This window comes from Roseateles sp. P1_C6, assembly GCF_056406315.1.
The window spans coordinates 76,179-99,620 of sequence record NZ_JBFUAK010000012.1 but is presented as its reverse complement, the minus strand read 5'-3'; the positions used below and the strand labels follow the sequence as shown (position 1 = coordinate 99,620).

General features: G+C 69.5%; 30 protein-coding genes and 1 pseudogene. 18 read left to right on the top strand and 13 right to left on the bottom strand.

Annotated elements, in window-relative coordinates; translation table 11 throughout:
* Window positions 1–9 precede the first annotated feature (9 nt).
* The 5 genes from AC1D29_RS24640 (at window position 10) to AC1D29_RS24620 (ending at window position 3,686) form a co-directional block, all read left to right on the top strand.
* The gene (locus tag AC1D29_RS24640) at window positions 10–1,959 is read left to right on the top strand and encodes an alkyl/aryl-sulfatase (protein ID WP_477902453.1); all 1,950 of its coding nucleotides are present in this window, start codon (window positions 10–12) and stop codon (window positions 1,957–1,959) included.
* Window positions 1,960–1,991: 32 nt separating this feature from the next.
* Complete coding sequence (locus AC1D29_RS24635; protein WP_477902451.1) at window positions 1,992–2,417, top strand: VOC family protein; 426 nt, start codon at window positions 1,992–1,994, stop codon at window positions 2,415–2,417.
* The gene (locus AC1D29_RS24630; RefSeq protein WP_477902449.1) at window positions 2,417–3,157 is read left to right on the top strand and encodes a DUF1963 domain-containing protein; all 741 of its coding nucleotides are present in this window, start codon (window positions 2,417–2,419) and stop codon (window positions 3,155–3,157) included. Before AC1D29_RS24635 ends, AC1D29_RS24630 begins: the two co-directional genes overlap by 1 nt.
* Before the next feature lie 13 nt (window positions 3,158–3,170).
* The gene (locus AC1D29_RS24625) at window positions 3,171–3,269 is read left to right on the top strand and encodes a DUF1963 domain-containing protein (protein ID WP_477902447.1); all 99 of its coding nucleotides are present in this window, start codon (window positions 3,171–3,173) and stop codon (window positions 3,267–3,269) included.
* A gap of 135 nt (window positions 3,270–3,404) precedes the next feature.
* Window positions 3,405–3,686 carry a hypothetical protein gene (locus tag AC1D29_RS24620; protein ID WP_477902445.1) on the top strand — a complete coding sequence of 94 codons (282 nt, stop codon included), beginning with the start codon at window positions 3,405–3,407 and terminating at the stop codon, window positions 3,684–3,686.
* Between the two features lie 4 nt (window positions 3,687–3,690).
* Here the strand turns inward: AC1D29_RS24620 and AC1D29_RS24615 are convergent, their stop codons facing one another.
* From AC1D29_RS24615 to AC1D29_RS24600, 4 genes are all read right to left on the bottom strand, one after another.
* A complete protein-coding gene (locus AC1D29_RS24615) occupies window positions 3,691–4,830 on the bottom strand; it encodes an MBL fold metallo-hydrolase (RefSeq protein WP_477902443.1) in 1,140 nt (379 codons plus the stop codon).
* Between the two features lie 63 nt (window positions 4,831–4,893).
* Entirely contained in the window at window positions 4,894–5,394 is a 501-nt protein-coding gene (locus AC1D29_RS24610) for a hypothetical protein (protein ID WP_477902441.1), read from the bottom strand.
* 1 nt (window position 5,395) lies between these two features.
* Window positions 5,396–5,776, bottom strand: a complete 381-nt coding sequence (locus AC1D29_RS24605; RefSeq protein ID WP_477902439.1) for a RidA family protein — start codon at window positions 5,774–5,776, stop codon at window positions 5,396–5,398.
* A gap of 18 nt (window positions 5,777–5,794) precedes the next feature.
* Window positions 5,795–6,175: a cupin domain-containing protein gene (locus tag AC1D29_RS24600; RefSeq protein ID WP_477902437.1), complete on the bottom strand. Its 381-nt coding sequence runs from the start codon at window positions 6,173–6,175 to the stop codon at window positions 5,795–5,797.
* Between the two features lie 120 nt (window positions 6,176–6,295).
* Here AC1D29_RS24600 and AC1D29_RS24595 point away from each other — a divergent pair, with 120 nt between their 5' ends.
* A complete protein-coding gene (locus AC1D29_RS24595; RefSeq protein WP_477902435.1) occupies window positions 6,296–6,619 on the top strand; it encodes a hypothetical protein in 324 nt (107 codons plus the stop codon).
* Between the two features lie 36 nt (window positions 6,620–6,655).
* Here the strand turns inward: AC1D29_RS24595 and AC1D29_RS24590 are convergent, their stop codons facing one another.
* The 5 genes and pseudogenes from AC1D29_RS24590 to AC1D29_RS24570 form a co-directional block, all read right to left on the bottom strand.
* Window positions 6,656–7,537 (bottom strand): hypothetical protein, encoded by an 882-nt coding sequence (locus AC1D29_RS24590; protein WP_477902433.1) that lies wholly within the window; start codon window positions 7,535–7,537, stop codon window positions 6,656–6,658.
* Window positions 7,534–9,615 carry a sensor histidine kinase gene (locus AC1D29_RS24585; RefSeq protein ID WP_477902431.1) on the bottom strand — a complete coding sequence of 694 codons (2,082 nt, stop codon included), beginning with the start codon at window positions 9,613–9,615 and terminating at the stop codon, window positions 7,534–7,536. The genes AC1D29_RS24590 and AC1D29_RS24585 overlap by 4 nt, the downstream gene beginning before the upstream one ends.
* Window positions 9,612–10,309 (bottom strand): annotated as a pseudogene (locus AC1D29_RS24580) (response regulator transcription factor). The gene AC1D29_RS24585 and the pseudogene AC1D29_RS24580 overlap by 4 nt, the downstream one beginning before the upstream one ends.
* Before the next feature lie 56 nt (window positions 10,310–10,365).
* Window positions 10,366–11,097, bottom strand: a complete 732-nt coding sequence (locus AC1D29_RS24575) for a hypothetical protein (protein WP_477902429.1) — start codon at window positions 11,095–11,097, stop codon at window positions 10,366–10,368.
* Between the two features lie 5 nt (window positions 11,098–11,102).
* Window positions 11,103–11,504: a DUF1801 domain-containing protein gene (locus AC1D29_RS24570; protein ID WP_477902427.1), complete on the bottom strand. Its 402-nt coding sequence runs from the start codon at window positions 11,502–11,504 to the stop codon at window positions 11,103–11,105.
* Between the two features lie 281 nt (window positions 11,505–11,785).
* Between AC1D29_RS24570 and AC1D29_RS24565 the strand changes: the two genes are divergently transcribed.
* Both AC1D29_RS24565 and AC1D29_RS24560 read left to right on the top strand, forming a co-directional pair.
* Window positions 11,786–12,100 carry an NIPSNAP family protein gene (locus tag AC1D29_RS24565; protein WP_477902425.1) on the top strand — a complete coding sequence of 105 codons (315 nt, stop codon included), beginning with the start codon at window positions 11,786–11,788 and terminating at the stop codon, window positions 12,098–12,100.
* A gap of 93 nt (window positions 12,101–12,193) precedes the next feature.
* Window positions 12,194–12,574 carry a VOC family protein gene (locus AC1D29_RS24560; RefSeq protein ID WP_477902423.1) on the top strand — a complete coding sequence of 127 codons (381 nt, stop codon included), beginning with the start codon at window positions 12,194–12,196 and terminating at the stop codon, window positions 12,572–12,574.
* 4 nt (window positions 12,575–12,578) lie between these two features.
* Here AC1D29_RS24560 and sodC read toward each other — a convergent pair whose 3' ends face one another.
* Entirely contained in the window at window positions 12,579–13,100 is a 522-nt protein-coding gene (gene sodC / locus AC1D29_RS24555) for a superoxide dismutase [Cu-Zn] SodC (protein ID WP_477902421.1), read from the bottom strand.
* A gap of 248 nt (window positions 13,101–13,348) precedes the next feature.
* Between sodC and AC1D29_RS24550 the strand changes: the two genes are divergently transcribed.
* Both AC1D29_RS24550 and AC1D29_RS24545 read left to right on the top strand, forming a co-directional pair.
* Window positions 13,349–14,596: an SPFH domain-containing protein gene (locus AC1D29_RS24550; protein WP_477902419.1), complete on the top strand. Its 1,248-nt coding sequence runs from the start codon at window positions 13,349–13,351 to the stop codon at window positions 14,594–14,596.
* Window positions 14,597–14,599: 3 nt separating this feature from the next.
* The gene (locus tag AC1D29_RS24545) at window positions 14,600–16,087 is read left to right on the top strand and encodes a hypothetical protein (RefSeq protein WP_477902417.1); all 1,488 of its coding nucleotides are present in this window, start codon (window positions 14,600–14,602) and stop codon (window positions 16,085–16,087) included.
* Here AC1D29_RS24545 and AC1D29_RS24540 read toward each other — a convergent pair.
* Window positions 16,084–17,793: a sensor histidine kinase gene (locus tag AC1D29_RS24540; RefSeq protein ID WP_477902415.1), complete on the bottom strand. Its 1,710-nt coding sequence runs from the start codon at window positions 17,791–17,793 to the stop codon at window positions 16,084–16,086. The genes AC1D29_RS24545 and AC1D29_RS24540 overlap by 4 nt on opposite strands.
* A gap of 148 nt (window positions 17,794–17,941) precedes the next feature.
* Here AC1D29_RS24540 and AC1D29_RS24535 point away from each other — a divergent pair, with 148 nt between their 5' ends.
* The 8 genes from AC1D29_RS24535 to AC1D29_RS24500 all read left to right on the top strand — a co-directional run bounded on the left by AC1D29_RS24535 (window position 17,942) and on the right by AC1D29_RS24500 (window position 22,409).
* Window positions 17,942–18,289: a YciI family protein gene (locus tag AC1D29_RS24535; protein WP_477902893.1), complete on the top strand. Its 348-nt coding sequence runs from the start codon at window positions 17,942–17,944 to the stop codon at window positions 18,287–18,289.
* Window positions 18,290–18,413: 124 nt separating this feature from the next.
* Window positions 18,414–18,818 carry a YciI family protein gene (locus AC1D29_RS24530; protein ID WP_477902413.1) on the top strand — a complete coding sequence of 135 codons (405 nt, stop codon included), beginning with the start codon at window positions 18,414–18,416 and terminating at the stop codon, window positions 18,816–18,818.
* Window positions 18,819–18,828: 10 nt separating this feature from the next.
* The gene (locus AC1D29_RS24525) at window positions 18,829–19,368 is read left to right on the top strand and encodes an SRPBCC family protein (RefSeq protein WP_477902412.1); all 540 of its coding nucleotides are present in this window, start codon (window positions 18,829–18,831) and stop codon (window positions 19,366–19,368) included.
* Window positions 19,365–19,808, top strand: coding sequence for an SRPBCC family protein (locus tag AC1D29_RS24520; RefSeq protein ID WP_477902410.1), 444 nt, complete (start codon window positions 19,365–19,367; stop codon window positions 19,806–19,808). Before AC1D29_RS24525 ends, AC1D29_RS24520 begins: the two co-directional genes overlap by 4 nt.
* 11 nt (window positions 19,809–19,819) lie before the next feature.
* On the top strand, window positions 19,820–20,224 hold the full coding sequence (locus AC1D29_RS24515) for a VOC family protein (protein WP_477902408.1): 405 nt from the start codon (window positions 19,820–19,822) through the stop codon (window positions 20,222–20,224).
* Window positions 20,225–20,233: 9 nt separating this feature from the next.
* Window positions 20,234–20,638 (top strand): VOC family protein, encoded by a 405-nt coding sequence (locus AC1D29_RS24510; protein WP_477902406.1) that lies wholly within the window; start codon window positions 20,234–20,236, stop codon window positions 20,636–20,638.
* Window positions 20,639–20,654: 16 nt separating this feature from the next.
* Window positions 20,655–21,146, top strand: coding sequence for a VOC family protein (locus tag AC1D29_RS24505; RefSeq protein WP_477902404.1), 492 nt, complete (start codon window positions 20,655–20,657; stop codon window positions 21,144–21,146).
* A gap of 3 nt (window positions 21,147–21,149) precedes the next feature.
* Window positions 21,150–22,409, top strand: coding sequence for an RNA polymerase sigma factor (locus tag AC1D29_RS24500; protein ID WP_477902402.1), 1,260 nt, complete (start codon window positions 21,150–21,152; stop codon window positions 22,407–22,409).
* 78 nt (window positions 22,410–22,487) lie between these two features.
* Here AC1D29_RS24500 and AC1D29_RS24495 read toward each other — a convergent pair whose 3' ends face one another.
* Window positions 22,488–22,649, bottom strand: a complete 162-nt coding sequence (locus tag AC1D29_RS24495) for a hypothetical protein (RefSeq protein ID WP_477902400.1) — start codon at window positions 22,647–22,649, stop codon at window positions 22,488–22,490.
* A gap of 163 nt (window positions 22,650–22,812) precedes the next feature.
* Complete coding sequence (locus tag AC1D29_RS24490) at window positions 22,813–23,370, bottom strand: DUF2242 domain-containing protein (protein ID WP_477902398.1); 558 nt, start codon at window positions 23,368–23,370, stop codon at window positions 22,813–22,815.
* Between the last annotated feature and the right edge of the window lie 72 nt (window positions 23,371–23,442).

Here is a 23,442-nt window from a genome sequence, read left to right as displayed (position 1 = left end):
ACGACCGCGATGAAGACAACGACGATGACCCTGCTGGCCGCAGCACTCTCGCTGGCCGGCTGCAGCCGCGAGGCGGCGGCACCCTCCGGCGACGCCAGCGCGACGACCGTGCAGGCCAACGCGCAGTTCGCGAAAGACCTGCCGCTGGACGAAGCCCAGGGCTTCGAGGACGCCAAGCGTGGCCTCATCGCCCGCCCCGCGGGCAAGATCCTCGCCGCCGATGGCAGCGTGCTGGTGGACTTCGACGCCTTCAAGTTCGTCGACGGTGCCGCGCCGCCCACCGTCAACCCCAGCCTGTGGCGACACGCCAGGCTCAACGCGCAGGCCGGCCTCTTCAAGGTCGTCGACGGCGTCTACCAGCTGCGCGGTTTCGACATCGGCAACATGACGCTGGTCGAAGGCAAGACCGGCTGGATCGTCGTCGACGCGTTGACCTGCCGCGAGACCGCGGCCGCCGCGCTGGCCTTCGCGCGCCAGCACCTGGGCGACAAGCCCGTCACGGCGCTGCTGTTCTCGCACAGCCACATCGACCACTTCGGCGGCGCGCTGGGCGTGTTGAGCGCCGAGCAGGCGCGCACGGTGCCCGTCATCGCGTCCGCCGGCTTCATGGAAGAGGCCACCAGCGAGAACGTCATGGTCGGCACGGCGATGGGCCGGCGCTCGCACTACCAGTTCGGCAAGAACCTGGAGCGCTCCGCCAAGGGCCTGGTGGACACGGGCCTGGGCAAGGCGGTGGGCTATGGCACGTTCGGCATCCTCGCGCCCACCGACCTCATCACCCAGCCCACCGAGGAGCGCGTGCTGGATGGCGTAAGGGTCGTCTTCCACAACGTGCCCGGCGCCGAGGCGCCGGCCGAGATGACCTTCTCCATCCCCGCGTTCAAGGTTTATGGCGGCGCCGAGAACCTGGCGCAGACCATGCACAACCTGCTGCCCGTGCGCGGCGCCAAGGTGCGCGACGCGCTGCGCTGGGCCGGCTACCTGCAGGGCGCGCTGGACCAGCTCGGCGATGCCGAGGTCTACGTGGGCCAGCACAACTGGCCCATCTGGGGCCATGACCGCATCGCCGACTTCATCACCCGGCATCGCGACGTCTACAAGTACACCCACGACCAGACGGTGCGCCTCATCAACGCGGGCCTGACACCGGCCGAGATCGCCGAGCAGATCCGCCTGCCCAAGTCGCTGCAGAACCATTTCGGCACGCGCGGCTACTACGGCGACCTGCGCCACAACGTCAAGGCCGTCTACCAGTTCTACCTGGGCGCCTACGACGGCAACCCGGCCCACCTGGACCCGCTGCCACCGGTGGAGATGGCCAGGCGCTACGTGGCGCTGGCCGGCGGCGCTGACAAGGCCGTCGCCGCCGCGCAGACGGCCTTCGACCAGGGCGACTACCGCTGGGCCGCCGAGCTGCTGAACCACGTCGTCTTTGCCGACGCCGGCCACAAGGCCGCGCGCGAGCTGCTGGCGCGCAGCTACGACCAGCTGGGCTATGCGGCCGAGGCCTCCACCTGGCGCAACAGCTACCTGACCGCCGCGGCCGAGCTGCGCGGCGGCCCGCCCAAGCAGGGCGTCAACCGTGCGGCCTTCCTGGACATGCTGGCCCAGACCCCCGTCGAGCGCTTCCTCGAAGCCATGGCCGCCGCCCTCAACGGCCCCGCGGCCGAGGGCAAGGACTTCAAGATCAACCTGGTGCTGACGGACACCAAGGAGAGCTACGTGCTGTGGATAGAGAACGCCGTGCTGCACCACCGCCGCGCCGAGCCGGCCGCGGATGCGAACGCGACGCTGACGCTGACCCATGGCTTCTTCATGCGCATGATGGCCGGCTCGGCAGGGGCGAAGGACTTGCTGATGTCTGATGACGTCAAGGTCAGCGGCAGCAAGATCGACTTGGGCCGCTTCCTGAGCCTCATGGACAAGGCCACGGGTACCTTCCCCATCGTCAGCCGTTGACAAAGGGCCGGCCGGCGGCAGACTCGCTGGCCATGCAAGCCAACCGCTCCATCCCCGCCGCCGTGGTCCTGCCCGAGCTGGCCTACCCGGACGTCAACGCTGCCGCCACCTGGCTGAGCCGCGCGTTCGGCTTCGCGGTGCGGCTGCGCATCGGCGACCACCGCGTGCAGATGGGCGTGCCGGGCGGCGGCGCGCTGGTTGTCAAGCAGGGTGAGGTGACGCCGCAGAGTTGCGCCTCGCACTCCGTCATGGTCCGCGTGGCCGACGTCGACGCCCACCATGCCCGCGCGCTGGCAGCGGGTGTCGAGGTGTCGGGTACGCCGACGACCTACCCCTATGGCGAGCGCCAGTACGGTGCCAGGGACCTGGCCGGCCACGCCTGGGTGTTCACGCAGACCGTGGCCGACGTGGACCCGGCGGATTGGGGTGGCGAATTGCTTGCAGGTGAGGACGCTTGATGGCTAACTTCTTTGAACGTCTGCTGAGCAAGAAGCCGCCGCGAATGCTCGCGCCCATGCGGGACGTCGCCGCCTTGATCGAGCCGCTGCGTCTACCGGCCGTGCACCTGACGTTGAGCCAGGACCGCTCGCGGTCGCATTTCGGCGGCGTGCCCAATCTGCCGCCCGAGCTGGCGTGGCCGCAGCGCAAGGGCAGGCGCCTGGGATTCCTGGCGCGTTTGTCGCTTGCGGACCTGCAGCAGGTGCAGGCCATCGACTGGCTGCCGACCACGGGCGCACTGCTTTTCTTCTATGACCTGGATGAGCAGCCTTGGGGGTATGACCCAAAGGATCGCGGTGGTGCCGTCGTCATGCACGTCACCGACCTGGACGAACCACCCGTCGTGCAGGACCGTGACGATGAGGGCAAGACGGTAGCCATTCCTCACCGGTGGTGCTCATTTCGCAACGCCTGGACAAGCCCGCCAGTCGATCGAGACGCGATCGGCGCGCTACAGCTGACGGACGAAGAGTTGCATGCGCTATCCGACGTGGAGCAGGCTGAGTTTCAAGGGCTGCCCAAGCATCAGGTCGGCGGCTATCCATCGCCTGTTCAAGGCAGCGACATGGATCTGGAATGTCAGCTGGTGACACATGGTTTGTACTGCGGCAATTCATCCGGCTACGAAGACTCGCAAGCTGCTGAGTTGAGCAGGGGGGGCGAAGGACTGGCGACTGCTCCTGCAATTCGATTCCGATGACGACCTCAGCGTCATGTGGGGAGACGTCGGGATGATCTATTTCTGGATCCAGGACGAGGCCGCGCGCAGGGGCGATTTCTCGAATGCCTGGCTCATCCTGCAGTGCTGCTGATCGGCGGACTCAGTCTCGCGGAGAATGGCTTTTCAAACTTCGCGGAAAGGAAGCCTCGTGAAGCGCAAGTCCCTTTTGCTCTGCGGCCTGCTAATCGGCGCGTCGGCGTTTGCGGCGGATGAAGCCCCCTCCACGTTGCAAAAGATTGAAAGTGCCGTGGCGCGCGGCGCCCAGGCTGCGGCCAGCGGCGTCGCCCGCGGCGTGAATGCGGCGGCGAGTGGCGTCGAGCGCGGCGCCAAGGCCACGGCGCGCGGCGTGGAGAAGGGTGCCAGCGCGGCGGCCCGCGGTGTCGCGCGGGGCGTGGATGCCGCGGCCAGCGGCGTGAAGCGCGGCGCCGACGCCACCAGCGGCGCGGTGCGCAAGGCGACGGACAAGGTCGAGGGCAGCAGCGAGCCGGCGTCCGGCGCGGCCAACTGACGCGTCAGTCCAGCGGCCAGGGCATGGCCTTGGGCATCTTGCCGGGATCTTCAGGCGCCGCAGGCGGGGCGCGTTTGCGGGTCGGCGCGTCGGCCTGACGCCACCACGGTGTCGCCGGTTCACCCTTGGCCGGCTCCACCGCGTCGCCCAGCCGCGGCATCAGCAGTTGCGCGCCCTGCTTCGGCCCCAGCGCCAGCAGCGTTTCCGCAGGCTGGTCCCAGTCGTGCAGTGCCAGCGAGAACGTGCCCCAGTGCACCGGCAGGAAAGCGCCGCCGCCCAGCAGCTGCAGCGCTTTCAACGCGTTCTCCGGCCCGAGGTGGATATCGCCCCAGGAGGGGTGGAAGGCGCCCACTTCCAGCATGACGAGATCGAACGGCCCCAGCCGCTCGCGGATGGTGGCGTATTCGCTGGTCAGCCCCGTGTCGCCGCTGAAGAACACGCGGTGCTTCGGCGACTCGATGACGATGGACGACCACAGCGTCGCGTTGCGGTCGGACAGGGATCGACCCGAGAAATGCTGTGACGGCGCCGCGTGGATGCGCAGTTCGGCATGCGGCGCCTGCCAGTGCTCCCACCAGTCCAGCTCGACGATGCGCTCGGCCGGGATGCCCCAGGCCTGCAGGTGGGCGCCGACGCCCAGCGACGTGATGAAGGGCACGTTCTGCAGCTTCACGAGCTCCTTGACCGTGCCCATGTCCAGGTGGTCGTAGTGGTCGTGCGAGATGACGACGGCGTCCAGCTTGGGCAGCGCCTTCAGCGCCAGCGGCACGGGCTGGAATCGCTTCGGGCCGGCCAGCTGCGACGGCGACGCCCGCTTGCCCCAGACCGGGTCGGTCAGCACGCGCAGACCGTCGATCTCGATGAGCACCGTGGAGTGGCCCAGCCAGGTCGCGCGCAGACCGGTGTCGCTGGGCTTGAGCCAGGCGTCCAGCGGATTGACGGCCGGCAGTGGCCCGGTCGGCGTGCGGCGGCCCTCGGCGCACAGGAAGTCGCCCAGCGACGGCCGCTCGGTGCTGTCGCGCAGGCCGGGCTGGATGGGGTGGACGTTGTGAAAGCCCTCGCCCTTGTCGGTCACGCGGTACAGCGGCGAGGCCCGCATGCGTTCGAGGCGGAGGCCGGTGGCGCGTTTGCCGAGGGATTTCATCGAGGCAGGCTGAGCAGCTGGGACAGTGAGGGGATGTGGCGATGCGCGGCGGGCTTTCAAGCCCTAGCGCGCCCCTTGATGCAGCGCGTCCAGCGCGGCTTTTGCGGCGGCGCGGCCGCGGTTGAAGACCTGCTGCGTGCGCACGTCATCGGCGATGAAGCCGCTCAGCTGGGCGCACAGGCCGCGCGCCTTGTCGTCCGGGGCGGCGGCCAGCCCGCCCAGCACCAGGGCAGCGCCCTGCATGCGCAGCGCGTACATCTGCTCCAGCGTCAGCGCGCCGCTGCCGGCTTTGGGCGCGGCTTGCAGCGCGGCGATGAGCTGTGCGTCCAGCTCGCGCATCTCGGCCAGCGCGGCTGCGTGGCGCTTCTTCCACGCCTCCAGGGCGTCGGCCCAGGGGCGGGCCAGCTCAGGGAAGCGCTGCGGACAGACATAGGCTGCGGTCTCGTAGACCGACGGCGTGTAGATGTTGCCCAGGTCCAGCACCTGGGCCACGTTCTGCGCGCGGGCTAGGCCGCAGAGGAGCATGGCGCAGGCCAGGACCGTGGCGGTTCGCCTTGTTGCCATGTCAGGCCTCGGCAATCGCTGCGATCGACACCTTCAGTCCCGGCACGCGCGCCGGCAGCTTCGCGCCCTGGCGGGCCGGCGGGTCGGTCGGGAACCAGCGCAGGTACTCCTCGTTCATGCCGGCAAAGTCGTCCTCGTCGGCGAGCACGATAGTCACGCTGACGATCTTGTCCATCGAACTGCCGGCTGCCTCGAGGATGGCGGCGATATTGGTCAGGCACTGGCGCGTCTGCGCCTGCACCGTGGTCCCGACGAACTGGCCGGTCTCGGGGTCGGTCGGCGCGGTGCCCGACACGAAGACCAGGCCGGCCGCCTTCACGGCCTGGCTGTACGTCGGTGGTGGCTTGGCGGCCTTGGGCGTGTAGACGATGTCGCGGGGCATGGCAGATCCTCCCTGGCTTCAGACCGGCCGATGCTCGGTGCCGGCGCCCATCGTGACGAAGAACATCCGGCTGGGGCTGAACACCTTGGCCGTGTGCCACACGCCGCGCGGCACCACCACGGCACCGTGGCCGGTGATGCGCTGCGCGACGACGCCTTCGACGGTCTCCAGCTGGAATTCGATGTCGCCTGCCAGCAGGTAGACGAACTCGTCGCCGTGGGGGTGCATCTCCCAGTTGCCCCAGTCGCCGTCGCAGCTGAACTCGGACACCAGCCAGTCGTGGCCCAGCGCGTCCAGCGCGGCTTGCGGTTGCGACCAGAACGCGCGGCCACCGGGCTCCTGGCGTATCGCGCCGTGGCTGTCGAGCAGCGCATAGGTCTCGTCGGGCAGGAACTTCATCGGGCACCTCCAGCGTGCGGATTGTGCGGCGCTGGCGTGAGCCATGCCTCACCCCGGCGTCTTGAAATGTGAGCCGGAGAACGCATCTGTCGTTCAGCCATTGTTCCCACCGGGTGCCTCATGCCGTCCGTCATCAAGCTCACCGTCCCGTCCGAACTGCTGTCCCTCGGTCGCCTCGCGCACCTGCTGCAGGCCCTCGAAGGCCAGGGCCGTGCGGCGGACCCGCACCAGTACCAGCTGCTGGTCCAGAAGCTGACGGCTGAACTGCACGAACACCAGGGTCACGAGGCGCTGCCGGCGCTGCTGGATCATTTTCCCGCCGCAGCGGAGGTCTACGAGAACCTGCAGTACGGCCACGCCGGGCTGTGCCGGGTGCCGCTGGAGGTGTCGCTCAGTTCGGAGCTGGCGGCGCGGGAGCTGCTGGGCCGTGTTCGGCGCGGCTGAGTTGCTGGCCGCTTGATGCCACGTGGCCCGCGGGCCTCACCGGCCGTAGGCCGCGCGAATCTGCTGCTCTTCGGTCCTTGACAGTCGGTGCAGCGTTGCGCCCGGTGGCAGCAGCATGCGCAACTTTCGGGTTCGCAGGTCGAATTCGGCCACGTACTGACGCATGCCGATATAGAGCGTGCGCTCATCGGGCGAAAGCGTTGCGGAATTGGGAACCAGGCCTTCCCAGGGTGCGTCGGCGATCAACCGATCAACCCGATTCACGCCATCGAATGCGACCAGGCCGTCTGACAACACAACGAGCACGGGTCCGCGTCTGGGCACTGCGATCGTGTAGGGTGCCGCCGGCAGGCTCACCAATTTCTGGACCCGCCATTGGCCCCGTGGTGCGTCACGGACGATTCGGACAATGGATCCTTGAGAGATGGTCAGGTGGTCCAGCCCTTCGATGGCGCCCCAGCCTGCGCCCAGCGGGAAAAAGTCGACGACCTGCGGATCGATCTGGTTCTCGGACATCCGGTGATGACGCTTGCCATCGAGGCTGAACCAGTACAGCGCCGCGCCGAACTCGCCATGGTTGAAGCCGACGAGCCAACCGTCATCGACGCGCGCGAATTTCGAGGCGTCTTGGAATCCGTCCACGTCCACCACGAAGGCAGGCCGTTCAGCGGTTAGGGCATGCTCGTTGGCCGCGATGGGCTTTGCGCAGACACGCCCGTCCACCGTGGACACTCGCCATTCCAGTGACGAGTAGTTGGCTGCATAGGACCACAGCGCGAGCGACGCCCGATCGGCCTTGGGCGGCACAGCCACCGCGCTCGAGCGCGCGACGTCGTAGGCACATACCGCACTGCCGGCAGCTGCTGCCAGCGTGCAGATCCACAGCGCGGCGAAGAAGGCGATGCGTCTGAGCTTCATGGTTTCGATGTCTCTCGCCGCAGTGAAATCTCGAACACCACCCCGTCGCTGACATTGCACGCCCCAATGCTGCCGCCCATCTTGGCGAGATAAGTCTTGGCGACAAACAAGCCCTGCCCGCGCCTCACGCCGTCCAGCGCTTCGGCATCGCTAACGCCGTAGTCGAAGACGCGCGCGAGTTGGTCGTCGGGAATGTGCGGGCCCTGGTTGTGGATGTGGACCGTCGCCAGCTCGCCTTCCACGCGCAGTACCAGCGTGATGGCCGTGCCGGCGACGCGGTAGCGGTCGGCGTTGCTGAGCACGTGGGTGATCGCGTCCTCCAGCGGGTACTCGTCGGCCTGCACCCACACCGGCTCCGCCGCGGGCGTATAGGTCACGGCCGCAATGCCCGCATAGGCCGCGTTCTCGGCCACCTGGTGCAGGAAGGCGTCCAGGTCCAGCCGCGCGACGGCCAGCGTCGCGGCGGCCAGCGCCTCGCTGGGTGAGGCCTGGCCGTACAACACCTTCACCGCCTGCTTCATGCGCTGCACATAGCGCCGGCTCGGGTCTTCGTCGGCCGCGTGCAGCAGCATCAGCGACTGCAGCGGCGACATGATTTCGTGGCCCACCGCGTGCCACTGGTCGTGCTCGCGCTCGGCGCGCAGCTGCTCGCGGCGCAGGCTGTCGCGCGCGTGCTGCAGCAGGTCGGAGATGCTGCCGGCCAGGATGCCAAGCTCGTCGCGGCCACGCAGGTCGGCCACGTCCAGCGTGCCCAGCTCGAAGCGCTCCGGCGCCTGCAGCTGGTGCGACAGCGCCGCCGCACGTTTCGTCAGCACCGCCACCCGGCGTATCAAGCCCATCTCGATGATGAGCCAGGCCAGCGCGATTGATCCCAGCATGGCGCCCACCGGCCAGGCCAGGCGGGCGGCACTGGCGCTCAGGGAGCGGTCCAGCCCCTGCAGGTCGCCCGTCAACACGACGTCGAAGCGGCCGGCCGGCGTCGTCACCGAATCGCGCGCCTGCAGCGTGCGCGGCGTGGTGGGCGCAGGCAGATGCTGGATCAGCGCCGTGAGCCAGGGTGAAGGCGGCGCGCCGGCCTCCTCGGCGCCGTGCAGCAGCGCGACGACATGGCTGCCGCGCGTGACCTGAAGCGTCTCGCCCGGCGCCAGCGCTCCGGCCAGACGGGCCAGCGTCAGCGGCGATTGGGCGCCGGTGGCTGCGCTGTCGAACAGCGTCGCGCCGCTCGGCCCCAGCAGCGCCAGGCGCAGCCCCGTGCGCGGCAGGTCCGCAGGCGGCCACTGCGGCCCGCCGGGGCGGAACAGCGCCTCGCGGAAGGCCTCCACCGGCAGGCGGATGGAAATCGTCGTGCGGCGCGGGCAGTCGTCGCCGTTGCTGGCGTTCAGGCAGGGGCCTTCGCGCCAGACCCAGCCGCGGAAGTCGCGCTGCGGACGGGCGCGTCGCGGCAGCGTCGCGGTGTCCGCCGTGTCCACGACAAAGCCGGCCAGCTGGCCGCGCTGCGCATCCAGCGCCTCGACCGGCGCCAGCCAGTGCTGCACGGTGTCGCCCAGCTTCAGGCTCACGCGCACGCGGTGCACGCTCGCCAGCTCGGTGGCGCCGCGCTCGCGCGCCAGCAGCGGCGGTCCGTCCAGGCTGGCGACCAGGTAGACGAAGCCGCCCGCATAGGCATTGCTGCCCACGGCCGCGCACAGGCTCGCGCCGCCCGGGTATTGCAGCGCGCAGCCGGCCATGTCGACGGCGCGCTGCGCCTTGGTCGCGTCGTCGAAATCGATGGCCGCGAACGGCAGCACCAGCGGCGCGACCCAGCCGGCCTCGACCTGCGCGGGCTCGGGGTTCATCAGCGCGAGCTGCCCCGACGGGTGGCGCAGCTGCGCCACGATCTCCGCCAGCGATTTGCGAAAGCCCTGCTCGTAGCGCTGTGCATTGCGCTGGCGTTCCTCGTTGAGCAGCGCCACGGCCAGCGCCAGTGTGGCCAGCGCCAGCGCGATGAAGACGAGGTGGAAGACGATGCGGTTGCGGAAGGCCGCGACGCCCAGGCGCGGCATGTCGGGCAGCGGGAAATCGACGCGGCCGAGCTTCATCCGCCCGACCAGCGAAAGCCCCGCATCGGGATGTTCTCGATGCCGTCGAACGCCGGGTCCACATCGCGGAAGGCGTCGCGGATGGTGGCCACGTGTTTCCTCACGTTGTCGCGGTTGCGGCCGCTCTTGACGACGTCGAACAGGTCTTCGTAGCTGACCACCTCACCCGTGCGCGCATGCAGCGTCGCGAGGATGCGCTGCGCCGTCAGCGGCAGGTTGATGCGCTGGCCCCGCCACATGGGCGTGCGCTGCCACAGCGGGTCGAGCTGCAGGCTGTCGTCTGCCGGTTTGGCTGCTGCCGCCTTGGCAGGTTCACGCAGGCGGGCGGCGCGCAGGATGTCCAGGAAGGTCTCGACGAACTCGGCCTCGTCGAAGGTGGTCTTCTGCAGATAGTCCCAGGCGTCCAGCGCCTTCATGATGCTGCGGTAGATGGCCGCCGGCATGGCCGATACCACCAGCACCGGCGTGCCCAGGCCCTGCTTGTTGATCTCGTTGATGAGCGCCACGCCGGCATTGCGCTCGCGGCCCAGCTCGATGTCCAGCACGACGAGGTCGTAGCGCTCGCGCAGCAGCGCGGCTTCGGCGGCGTCGCGGTCGAACCATTGGTCCACCGTCAGCTCAGGGCGGGCGGCGCGAATCCAGCCAGCTGTTCGCTGGTGGTGGGGTCGTCTTCGATGACGGCGATGCGGGGCATGGCGGGATTATCTGGAGCCGAGCCCGCCAAATCGCGGAAGGATTCTTCCGCCGGTGTCAGGCGGGCACCAGCCGCCAGAAACCGTAGGGATTGGCGTACAGCGAGTCATCCTCGTAGTGCGGACCGACGTCGTCGGAAAGACGGTAGGTCGGTGCGTCCCGCCCGGTACCGAAGGTCTGGCCGGCACGGATGATGGGCGACTCGGTGAACAGGTACCGCGTGAAGACGCGGATCAGCTCGATCGCCTCGGCCGTGTCGCCGTCGTTCTCGACGATGGCGTCACGCAGTCCGAGGTTGTGCATGCCGCAGGAGTAGACCTGCGGCCCGGTGATGTAGAGCACATAGGCGCGGTGAGCGCTGAACAGATGCAGATCGGCGCACAGGTCTCGCCAGGCCGAGGGCGAATGCGCGATGCCGCTGCTCTCCACCTTGACGCCCAGGCCGCCCGCGTCCAGCAATGCCGCGGCGGCCTGCATCAAGGCTTCGGCCTGGATCGCCGTGCCGCCGTTGATCACCAGGTAGACGACTGACGCGTGCGCATCGATGTCCTGCATGTCGGGTGTTGCAACCCAGTGCGGCCCCGCCGCGCGGAAAGCCGCACCCATCCGCGGGTCATGGGCGTGGAACTCCAGCTCGCAAGCCTGCTTCGTTTCCATGTGCATCAGCACCTGGCCCGCGAATAGGTAGCCGCTGTTGCCGTGGATGAGGGCCTCCAACAGCGCCGATCGGGACTGCCAGGGGCCGGGGATGCACAGGACGGTCAATGGGGAGGCTTGGTGCTTGAGCATGGAGGTCAGACGTGGGCGATCCATCGCTGGATGAGGGTTTGCAGCGCCGGCCGCTTGGCGGCGAAATCTGCGGCGGACGTGAACTCAATCTGCGCGCGGTCCTTGTCGAGCCACTTCAGCAGGCCAGCGGGGTCTGCGATGACGAGGCCGCCTTCGGGCAACTCGCGGGTCTTGGCGCCCAGGTGCAGGATCAGCCCGAGCCCGGTCTTGCTGCGCAGATGGGTGGTGGCGAAGTACTCGGTCGTGCGCCAGCTCGGCGCATTCCACTTGATGCCTTCGGCGATGGACGGGTCCACGGCAAGCATGTCCAAGCGCAGCGCCTCGATCTCGGCTTTGAAGGGGTGATCCAGTGTCGCCATGAACTGGTTCACGGCGGCGCTGGTGTCAGCGGCGGTTGGCTTGGGCATCGTGGGATTCTCGGCAAAGCGGGCCTTGCCGCCGGATGGCATTACATCCAGACGTTGTGGGGGAGGTAATGCCGTAGTTCTTCGCAACGCTTTTCAACTTCGGCTGCAAGCTTTTCGACGATGCGTCTCATGTGGCGCAGCTCAGCTTGTCCAAAGGGCGTGCGCGTGGTGCGGCATATGCCTCCATCCGCCGGCAGGAAAACCTCGATCGACATATCGAGGATGTCGGCCTGTGAGCGCACCGCAGAATTAACGGCTCATAGAACTGCTGTCAGGCCCCCATGATCACCTGCTATCTGCGCTACGTCATCGATCCCAACAAGGCCAAGGAATTCGAGCAGTACGGCAAGCTTTGGCTGCCGTTGGTCGAGAAGTTCGGCGGCGTGCACCACGGCTATTTCCTGCCGTCGGAGGGCGCCAACAACATCGCTCTGGCTTTGTTCTCTTTCCCGTCTCTGGCGGCCTATGAGGACTACCGCAACCGGTCACTGCAGGACCCCGATTGCCAGGCCGCCTTCGCGTACGCGACGGAGACACAGTGCTTCCTGAGCTACGAGCGAAGCTTCTTCAGACCCGTCCTGGCGGGCGACGCCTAGCCATCTCGTCGTGGTGGTGTTGGCTGAGCGACCGTCCTATGCTCGATGCCTGGTCATCCTCCAGCGTGACCGGCATAAGCGAAAGGACTGCATATGCTGAACACCGCTCTCGTCACGACGATGCTGCCCGTCAGCGACATGGCCCGGGCCCGGGCTTTCTATGAAGGCAGCCTGGGCCTGGTGCCCGGCGGGCTGAAGCCGGATGGCAAGTTCGTCTACCAGGTGGGCGGCAGCACGCTGGCGCTCTTCCCCAAGCCCGGCGGCACCAAGGCCGACCACACGGCCATCAGCTTCAAGGTGGACGACATCGCGGCCAGCATCGCCGAGCTGAAGCGGGCCGGCGTCGTCTTCGAGGACTACGACTACCCGGACTTCAAGACGGTCGACCATGTCTGTGTGCTGGGCGCCGAGAAGGCGGCGTGGTTCAAGGACACCGAGGGCAACTACCTCTGCATCCACGAGGACCTGGCCTAGCGGGTCAGCCGCCGATCACGCCGCAGCCCACGCGCGCGCCGCCGCCGCCCAGCGGCATCGGGTGGTCCGAATGGTTGTCGCCGCCGGCGTGAACCATCAGCGAGCGGTTCTGCACGTCCGCCAGCTTCAGCCGGGGCCCCAGCACGGGCGACGTGGCCGTGCCGTCCGCGGCCACGTACAGCGGCGGCAGGTCGCCCAGGTGGCCGTCGCCCCAGGGCTCGCCATGCTTCTTGGTGGCGTGCGGGTCCAGGTGGCCGCCGGCGCCCAGGGCCGGCACGGCGGCGCCATTGCTCTCGCCGGGTGCGCACGAGGGCTTTTCGTGGATGTGAAAGCCATGCAGCCCGGGCGGCAACCCCTTCAGCGCCGGGTAGAAGGCCAGGCCGTAGGCGGTTTCGACGATGCGCACCGTGCCGAGCGCGGCGCCGTCGCCTTGTTTCTCGGCCAGGGCCATCGGGACCGTGAGCTCGGCGGCGAAGGCGGCCGAGCCGGCCAGCAGGCAGGCGCTGAGGACGAATGAGCGTTTCATCTGAATCTCCCGGGAAGAGCGAAGCCGTCAAGCCTAGCGATTGACTCATGCCCGGCGCCGCCCGCCTGTACCGGCTTGGCGGTACATCTCCCCTGCATTGATGGGATGGCGGCATGGGGCTGCGGAAGATTCCTTCCGCGCCGCCGGAAGACACCCGCCCCGCGCCGCGCTCGTCCCTTCCCGCATGACTGGGAACCATGGCTGCCATGCATCGACCACCCGATGCGACACGGCCCCAAGGAGCCACCATGCTGCAACGCCTCAAGACCCTCGCCGCTTCCATCCGCAACGCCTTCAGCCGCGGTGCCAGCCGCAGCCTCGACGCGGCCCCCGTCGCCGCGCGTTCGCTGCGCCGCGCGCTGCCGCCGCTGCTCATCCTCGCCGCCGCCACGGCCGTCGGCTATGCGCTCGTCACCCATCCGCCGCTGCAGGCCGTGCCCCACGGCCAGGCCGCGCTGCGCACCAACCAGTTCAGCGGCGGCACCAGCGAGTTCCGCAGCGGCAGCGTCGTGGTGTTGCCCGGTCTGCACGAGCTGCGCTTGTTCCCGCTGCGCGACCAGAGCTACCGCCCCGAGAGCCTGGCCAAGGCCGACGGCCCGGCGCCGCTGCAGTCGGTCGAAGGCCTGTCGCTGGGCCTGGACATGACCGTGCGCTGGACGGTGGACGCGACCCGCCTGCCCGAGCTGTCGCGCCGGCTGCCCGACAACATCGAGGCCGACGTCATCGCCCCGGCCGTGCAGAGCGTGGTCTACAAGCAGATCGCCCGCCACACGGTGCGCGAGATCTTTTCCAGCCAGCGTGCCGAGATCGCCGCGGCGCTGGAGGCCGAGTTGCGCGCCAAGCTGGCGGCCGACGGCATCGTGCTCAAGGGTGTGCAGATCGGCTCGGTGGACCTGCCGGCCGACTACCGCAAGGGCATGGACCGGCTGTTGGCCGACAGCCTGGCCAGCGAGCGCATGCGCTACACGCTGGAGATCGCCGACAAGAAGGTCAAGGAGACCGAGTTCGAGGCCGCCGCCGACAAGGTGCGCCGCGAAACGGCCGCCGAGGCTGCCGGGCGCGAGCAGATCATCGCCGCCAAGGCGCAGGAGGAGGCCATGAAGCATGTGCTGCCCTTCAAGCAAAAGCAGATCGAGCAGCGCGCGCTGGAAGCCCAGGCCGACAGCGCCGCGCGCATCCAGCAGGCCGAAGGCGCGGCCAAGGCGCGCCGCATCGAGATCGACGCCGAGGCCGCCGCGCGCCAGAAGCTGGCCGATGCCGAGGCCTACCGCGTGGCCCAGGTTGGCAAGGCCAATGCCGGCCAGATGGCGACCGAGGGCGAGCTGCTGACCCGCCACCCGCTGCTGGTGCAGAAGGCCATGGCCGACAAGCTGTCGGACAAGGTGCAAGTCATCATCGCGCCGCCCGGCTCGGGCGGCTTCATCGGCAGCGCGTTGCTGGCCGGCGTGGCGCCGGCCGCGAAGGCCCAGCCGGCCGTCGAAGCGGAGAAGGAGTAAGCCATGCGCCGCTTTGTCCTGATCGTCGTCGCCGCCGCGGTCGCGGCCCTGGTCATCACGAAGGCGGAGGCCGCGCCCGCCGCTGAATTCCCGCGCGCCGGCCTGGTGTCGCAGGACGCGCCGCTGCGTGGCGCGCCGCGCGACACCGCCTCGCTGCAGGCCCAGATGGGCCGTGGCGAGGCGCTGGAGATCCGCGCCGAGCGCGGCGACCACTGGCAGGTGCGGGACTACCGCCGCGAGCGCGGTGGCTGGCTGCGCAAGAGCCAGGTCTTGCTGATGCCGCGCGGCGATGGCGCACCCGCCGAACTTCTGTCGCAGCTGCGCCTGGCGCGCCAGCAGTTCGGCACCGAAGGCCTGGGCCTGGGCCTGGCCGCGGCCTATGTGCAGGCGGCCACGCCGGCCGAGCTGGCCGGCCCCGGCGGTGCCGAGGCGCTGGAGGCGATGGGGCAGTTTGCCGAGCGCATCGCCGACCGTGCCTCGCAGCCGGCTGCCAAGCCCACCGAGGGCCAGCTGGCCGCTCAGATCGACGTGGCGACGCGCTACGGCCTGAAGTTCGAGCAGTTCGATGCCGAGGAAGGCCGCGTGCAGGTCTGCTACGACGGCGAGGCCTTCCGCCGCCTGCTGGCCACCGCGGCGGCGCCCGAGCAGCGCCTGCGCGCGGTGCTGGCGCTGACGCGGCTGGACTGCGCCAACCCCCGCGCGACGCCGCGCGAGCAGGAGGCGCGCGACCAGTGGCGCCAGCAGGTGTTGGCGCAGGTCGACGCCGCTGCGCTGCCCGCCTATTTGAAGAATCGCCTGCTGATGCGTCGCGCCGCCGTGGCCGCGAGCCTGGCGTTTGCGCAGGCCCGCCGCGGTGCCGGCGGCGAGGCTGTGCCGGCGCTGGCCGACTTCGCCGGCATCGTGCCCACCGAGCTCAGCGAAGACGACCAGGCCGCCTACAACGACACGGCCATGCGCGTGAACGCCGCGCGCTGGCTGGGCACGGGCACGGGGACGGCAGCGCGCGACTTCGGCGGCGTCACGCTGGCGCTGCAGCCGGGTGCCGATGGTGAGCGCTGCGTCGAGCTGAAGGAAGGCCCCAAGCTGGTCGTGCGTCGCTGCAGCTTCGGCCAGGTGGCGCTGGCCTCCGCGTCGCTGAACCGCGAAGGCCGCGCGCTGGCCCTGGCCGTGCAGCCACTGGACGGCTGGCGCGAGCTGTGGCTGTTCATCAAGGACCCCGGCAAGGGCGGCGCCTGGCGCGTGGAAGTCCTGCCGCCGGCGCCGGCCCAGCCGGGCCTGGGCGTGGCCGAGTTCGCCGGCTGGGTGCCGGGTGGTGCGCAACTGCTGCTGGCGCGCGAGTTCCGCGCCGAGGGCAAGTACCGCCGCAGCTTCGAGGTCGTGTCGCTGACGAATCTCGCCACCGAGCGCCAGTCGCCCGAGCCGGCCCTGCTCGGCGCGTTCCAGCGCTGGTCCGACCCGGCCTGGCGGGGTGGCTCGCCGATCCGGCGCTAAGCCGCCAAGGCGAGCGCCGCACCGCTTTGCAGCGGCAGCTCCAGCCGCACGGCGGTGCCCTCGCCCGGCCGGCTGTCCAGCTGCAGGTTGCCGCCCAGCATGCCGCTGACGAAGCTGTGCGCCACGAACAGGCCCAGGCCGCTGCCACCCTGGCCGAAGGTGGTCGTGAAGAAGGGTTCGAAGGCGCGCGCGAGGTCGGCGGCCGGCATGCCGACGCCGTTGTCGCGCAGCTCCAGCGTCAGCCGCGCCGCGTCCGTGCGGCGCGCGCTGACGCGGATCTGGCCGCCGCTGTTGTTGCGGAAGGCGTGCACGCAGGCGTTCTCCAGCAGCTGCTCCAGCACCTGCTGCAACACCTCGGGATAGCCCTCCAGCGTGAAGCCGTCGGGCAGCTCGCAGGCGAGCTGCACTTGGTCGACGTTGAGCCGCGTCTGCACGCGCGCCCAGGCCTGCAGCACGGCGTCGCGCAGGTCGAAGCGCGAGCGCACCGCGCGGCCGCTGCCCTCGGTCAGCTGCTTGAAGCGGTTGACCAGGCGCAGCGCGCGGTCGACGTTCTGCTCGACGAGCTCCGTGCCCGCGCCGGTCTGCGCCACCCAGTCGGCCAGCTCCTGCCGCTTCAGCGGCGTGCCGGCGGCCATGCGCTCGGCAAAGCTGGCGCTGCCCGCACGCAGCGCGCTGGCGCTCAGCAGCGCATTGCCAAGCGGCGTGTTCATCTCGTGCGCGATGCCGGCGAGCAGCTGGCCCAGGGCGGCCAGCTTGCGGCTGTTGACCAGCTCGTCCTGCGCGGCCAGCAGCTCGCGCGTGCGCGCCTGCACCTGCTCCTCCAGCCATTGCGCGGCGCGCAGGCGCTCCTCGTCGCGGCGCGCCTGGTCGATGGCGATGCCGGCCAGGTGGCTGGCGGTGTTCATCGCGCTGAGCTCCTCCGGGCTGGGCCGGCGCACCTCGCGGTAGTACATCGCGAAGCTGCCGATGACGCCGCGGTTGGCCGCATGGATGGGCGCCGACCAGCAGGCCCGGAAGCCGAACGGCAGGGCCAGGTCGCGGTAGGCGGCCCAGAGCGGGTGGGTGGCGATGTTGTCGACGACGACCAGGCGGTCGTCGAACATGGCCGTGCCGCAGGAGCCGGCCGTCGGCCCGATCTCGGCGCCTTCCAGCGCCTGCATGTACGCGGCGGGCATGCGCGGCCCGGCGCCCACGTGCACGTGGCGGCCATCCAGGTCCAGCAGCAGCACGGTGCAGTACAAGCCCTCGAACTGCGCTTCGATCAGCGCTGTCAGACGGCTTAGCACCGGCGTGAGCGGCTGGCCGGTGGCCACCATCTCCAGCAGCTCGTTCTTGGCCTGGTTCAGCACCTCGGCGAACTGCATGCGGCTGACATCCACCATGCAGACGGCCACCAGGGGCTCGCCGTCGCGCTCGGTCAGCGTCAGGTGCAGCTCATGCGGCCGCGCCTCACCGGCGCGGGTCTGGAAGGTCCACGGCAGGCTCAGCGAGCCGCCTTGCTGCAGCTGCGTCAGCAGGCCGTCCAGCGTGTCGGCCGAGCGTCGGCCGTCGGGCTGGCGCAGCGGGCACAGCAGTGACAGTGGCATGCCGCGCAGCGCCTGCGGGTCATACCCCAGCACCTTGGCCCGCCCGGAGGCCGTGCCGACGATGGGCAGTTCGGGCGTGGCCCGCACCAGCAATATCGCGACATGGGTCATGTCGTCCATCTCGGCCTCCGCTGAGTTGCGGCCTTATGGTGGGGCCGGCCGCTAAGTCCCCAACTGTGCCGCATTCGGGCCGCGGACCCAACTGCCATCTCTGGACATGGACTGGCGCCAGAATGCCCGCTTCTCGCCACGGACTGCGGACCCGACCATGCCCCAGATGCTGCTCATCCTCGAACCCATAGGCCAGCGCGCCGAACGCGGCCGTGTCGCCGGCGAGGCCGTCTACCAGCAGATGCTGGACTTCACCGCCGAGCTGAAGGCCACCGGCATGCTGCTGGCCACCAACTCGCTGAGCACTGCGGCCAAGCGCCTGGCCAAGCGCGGCGACGGCGTGCAGGTGGTGGACGGCCCCTTCGCCGAGGCCAAGGAAATGATTGGCGGCTTCTTCCTGCTCGACACCGACGACCCGGCCGTCGCCATGGCCTGGGCCGAGCGCTGCCCGGCCGCCGCGTGGGCCACCGTGGAGATCCGCGGCGTCGGGCCCTGCTACCTGTAGAAACGGCGGTTTCTAGGGGGGCTAGGTAGTTTCCCGGAGTCTGTCGAATCCGGTCGGCCAGGATCGTCGTGGGGATGAAGGCAGCAACAACGGTCTGCCTCGCCCAACCCCCCGGAGACCTGCCATGCGATTCATGATCCAAGTCCGCGCCAGACCCACCAGCGAGCGCGGCGACCCCCCCGGCCCCGAGTACGCCAAGCTGTTCGAGGAGATGGGCGCCTTCCACGAGGAGATGGCGCGCGCCGGAGTGCTGCTGGACGGTGCCGGCCTGCGCCCCAGCCGTGACGGCTGGCGCCAGCGCTATCACGCCGATGGCCGCATCGAGCGCATCGACGGCCCCTTCGCCGAGACCAAGGAGCTGATCGCCGGCTACACGCTGATCCAGGTGCGCTCGGTGGAAGAGGCGCAGGCCTGGGCCAGCCGCTTCCCGCAGCCCTTCCTCAGCGAAGACTGCGAGATCGAGGTGCGCCGGCTGTACGAAGACGCCGATTTCGCCCCCGGCGGCGACATGGCCATCCGCAGCGAGTGAGGAGAGCGACATGAGCAACCTTTCCATCATCCTGATCTGCCTGGCCGTCGCCGTCGGCATGCTGCTGGCCTATGCCGCGACGCGGCCCGACGAGTTCCGCGTCGAGCGCCGCCTGCGCATCGCCGCACCGACCGAGCGGCTGTGGCCGCTGGTCAGCGAGCTGCGCGGCTTCAACCGCTGGAACCCCTACGAACGCAAGGACCCGCTGATCAAGAGCCAGTACGCCGGCGCGTCCAGCGGCATCGGTTCGCGCTACGCCTGGGAGAGCGACAAGGTCGGCTCCGGCAGCCTGGAGATCACTGCCCAGCAGCCCGGCCGCGCGGTGCGGATGAAGCTGGACTTCGTGAAGCCCTTCGAGGCCCACAACCAGGCCGAGTTCGCACTGCAGCCCACGCCGGACGGCGCTACCGAGGTGAGCTGGCGCATGCAGGGCCCGGCCAACTTCATCAGCAAGCTGATGGGCGTCTTCATCGACATGGACAAGATGGTGGGCCGCGACTTCGAGGACGGCCTGCAGAACCTGCGCCAGCTGGCGGAGGCGAAGTCATGAAAGACCTGCAGTTCAGCACCGCCATCGCCGCCCCCGTCGCCCGCGTCTGGGACTGCATGTTCGACGCCACCGCCTATCGCGACTGGACCCGCGCCTTCGCCGAGGGTTCCTACTTCGAAGGCTCGTGGGAGGCCGGCCGCCGGCTGCGCTTCCTGGACCCTCAGGGCTTCGGCATGGAGGCCATCGTCGACGAGAGCCGCCCGTACGAGATGCTGTCGCTGCGCCTGGTGGGCGAGATCAAGGACGGCCGGCCCGTGGCCGACAGCCGGCTGCACGACGAGCCCGCGCACGAGCGCTATGTCTTCAACACCGCGGCCGGTGGCGGCACCCATCTGGTCGTGCACCTGCAGAGCTGGGACGACGGCTTCACCGACTTCCTGAACGACACCTGGCCCAAGGCCCTGCAGCGGCTCAAGGCCCTGGCCGAATCCACGCACTGAAAGGCACCGCCATGCAGATCAAGATCGCAAGCGTCATGGTCGACGACCAGGACAAGGCCCTGGCCTTCTACACCGAGAAGCTCGGCTTCACGAAGATGGCCGACATCCCCATGGGGCCGACCTACCGGTGGCTGACCGTCGTGTCGCCCGAGGGCATCGCCGGCGTCGAGCTGGCTTTGGAGCCCATGGGTTTCGCGCCGAGCAAGGTCTACCAGAAGGCCTTGTTCGACGCCAACATCCCGGCCACCGCCTTCGTGACGACCGACGTCGAGGCCGAGGCGCAGCGCCTGCGCGACCGTGGCGTCACCGTGCGCGGCGAACCCGTCACCATGGGCCCGATCAAGGCCGTCATGTTCGAGGACGGCTGCGGCAATCTCATCCACCTCGTGCAGCCGCTGATGCTGCCTCCGCAATAAGGAGCCGCCATGCACAAGCAGATCTTCGTCAACCTGGCCTGCAAGAACCTGCCCGCCAGCAAGGCCTTCTTCGAGGCGCTGGGCTACAGCTTCAATCCGCAGTTCACCAACGACATGGGTGCCAGCCTGGTGCTGGGCGACAACCTCTACGCGATGCTGTTGACCGAGGAGTTCGCCAAGGGCTTCACGGCAAAGCCCCTGGTCGACGCCAAGGCCGCGACCGAGGTGCTGGTGTGCCTGAGCTGTGAAAGCCGCGAGGAAGTGGACGCGCTCGTCGCCAAGGCGCGCGCTGCCGGCGCCGCGGTGCCGCGCGAGCCGCAGGACCACGGCTTCATGTACGGCCACGGCTTCGAGGACCTGGATGGCCACATCTGGGAATTGGTTTACATGAGCGGCATGCCGCCCCAAGCCTGAGGTCAAGGAGACCACCATGCAGATCCAGCAAAAGCTCACACCCTTCGTCTGGTACCACAGTGGCGCCGAAGACGCGGTGGCGCATTACCTGAAGGTGTTCGGCGCCGACAAGGGCCGCGTTGTCCATACGCAGCGCTGGGGCGAGAACTCGCCCGGCGCGGCCGGCACGGTCATGGTGGTGCAGTTCGAGCTGCTCGGCCAGCAGATGACGGCCTTCAACGGCGGGCCGCATTTCAAGCTCAACGAGGCGTTCTCGCTGATGGTCGCCTGCGACGACCAGGCCGAGGTCGACCACCTCTGGGAGCAGCTGCCCGCGGGCGGCGGCAAGCCCAAGGCCTGCGGCTGGGTCGAGGACGCCTGGGGCCTGTCCTGGCAGATCATCCCCGCGGCCTGGTTCGACATGATCCGCGACCCCGACGCGGCCCGCGTGCAGCGCGTGTTCCAGGCGATCTGGCGCATGGAGAAGATCGACGTCGCCGCGCTGCAGCGCGCGTACGACGGCATCTGAGCCGTGAGCCATGCTGAACTGGCCGCCGGCGTCTGGCGCATCGAGCGCAGCCGCCTCGTCGGCGCGGCAGCCAAGCTGCTGCGCGACCTCAACGAGGCCGAGGACTGTGCCCAGGACGCCCTCATCAGCGCCCTGGAAGCCTGGCCTCGCGACGGCCAGCCCGCCAACCCCGCCGCCTGGCTGATGACCACCACCCGCAACAAGGCCCTGGACCGGCTGCGCCGCCGCGCGATGCTGCAGCGCGAACACGAACACCTGGCAGCCGACGACGAGGCGGCCGGCACGCATGTCGTGCCCGACTTCGTCGACCACCTGGACGCCGCCCGCGACCAGGCCGAGATCGGTGACGAGCAACTGCGCCTCATCTTCATCGCCTGCCACCCGGTGTTGCCGCGCGAGGCCCAGGTGGCGCTGACGCTGCGCCTGCTGGGCGGCCTGGAGACGGCCGAGATCGCACGCGCCTTCCTGCAGCCCGAGGCCACGGTGGCTCAGCGCATCGTGCGCGCCAAGAAGGCGCTGCACGGCCAGGCCTTCGAGCTGCCCGGCGCCGACGAGCGCGAACAGCGCCTGTCGGCCGTGCTGGCCGTCGTCTACCTGATCTTCAACGAGGGCCACAGCGCCGGCAGCGGCGCCAGCCTGCTGCGCCCGGCGCTGTGCGACGAAGCCCTGCGCCTGGTCCGCCAGCTGCAGCACCTGCTGCCGGGCGACTCGGAGGTGCACGGCCTGGCCGCGCTGCTGGAGATCCAGGCCTCGCGCCTGCCCGCGCGGCTGGACGCGCAAGGCCGCCCCGTGCTGCTGCCCGACCAGGACCGGCGCCGCTGGGACCCGCTGCTGATCCGCCGCGGCCTGGTGGCGCTGGAGCGCGCGCTGGGCCTGGGCGAGCCCGGCCCCTACTCGCTGCAGGCGGTCATCGCCGCCTGCCACGCGCGTGCGGCGCGCGTCGAGGACACCGACTGGCAGGCCATCGTGGCCGGCTACGACCGGCTGCTGGCCCTGAACCCTTCGCCGGTCATCGCGTTGAACCGCGCGGTGGCCGTCAGCTTCGCCCAGGGCCCGGCGGCGGCCTGGCCGCTGCTGGAAGCGCTGGCGCAGGAGCCGCAGCTGCAGCGCTACCCCTGGCTGGCCGGCGCGCAGGCCGACGTGCTGGAGCGCCTGGGGCGGCCGACCGAGGCGCGGGCGGCGTACCTGCGCGCGGCCGAGCTGACCGACAACGAGGTGCAGCGCGGGCTGCTGATGGGGCGGGCGGCGCGCCTGGCCAATTGACTGGGCCGCGGGCTTGCGCCGCAGCCTGAAACGGCACGGCGCCGCAGGGCGGCGCCGTGAGCTGCGGTGGCAGGCGCTTTATTTGCGCTTGTTGAAAACCTTCACCACCGCCAGCACCCCCAAGGCCAGCATCACAAGCGGCCAGGTCTCGGGTTCGGGCAGGGGGCAGGGCGGCGTGCCGGGCAGGCCGCAATTGGCGGCCTGGGTCATGCCCCATTGCGGTATCAGGGCCAGGGCCATGGCCAGCACGGCTGAAAGAATCCGTCTCATGCTGTCTCCTCTTCCGGAGGGATTCCGGTGCTCGCAGCTTGTTGCGGGCCGGGCATGGGCGTCAAAGGGCTGCTGTCCTGCCTACAGGCGGCAAAGGCCCCCGCAAGCGCGCGTTGAATTCAGGCCGTGGCTGTCATTTGTCCGACGTGTTCTCGCGCAGCATGCGCTGCATCAGCGTGAAGAAGCGGTCGTAGAACTCGCCGGCAGGAATGGTTTCCGACGCGACCTTGACGAGGGAGTCCTCGGTCGATGACAGCGGCACGGAGATCGAGCCCAGCGCGCTGACACCCAGGCTGGCGGCCTGCGGGTTCTTCTTGAGCGCGTAGCGGTCCTGCTGCGCGCTGACGTAGGCAGTGGCGACCTGCTGCTTGGGCCCATCGCCCACGCAGACGATGTTGAACGCAATCTCCACATGCACCTCGCCGTCGGGCTGGAAGTGCTTGGCGCCACGCACCAGGCCGCTGTCGGCCTTGCTGATGACATAGCCCTGGCTCAGCAGCGCGCGGCGCGCGGCCTCGCAGGTGGCGTCGACATTGGCGTCGAACAAACGCGAAAACGTTTCTTCGGCGGCGAAGCTTTCGCCCTGGTAGACCGACTTTCTGGACTTCTCCCCTCTCGAAGGCAGGGAGCTGCAGCCGGCCAGCAGCGCGCCGAGCAGCAGGGTCAGGATCAGGGAACGGGGTCGATGCATGTCGGGATTATTCCGTCGTCGTGAGGCGCTGGGTGGCAGGCGTCGGGCGGGCGGCAGCCGGAAATGCTTCGG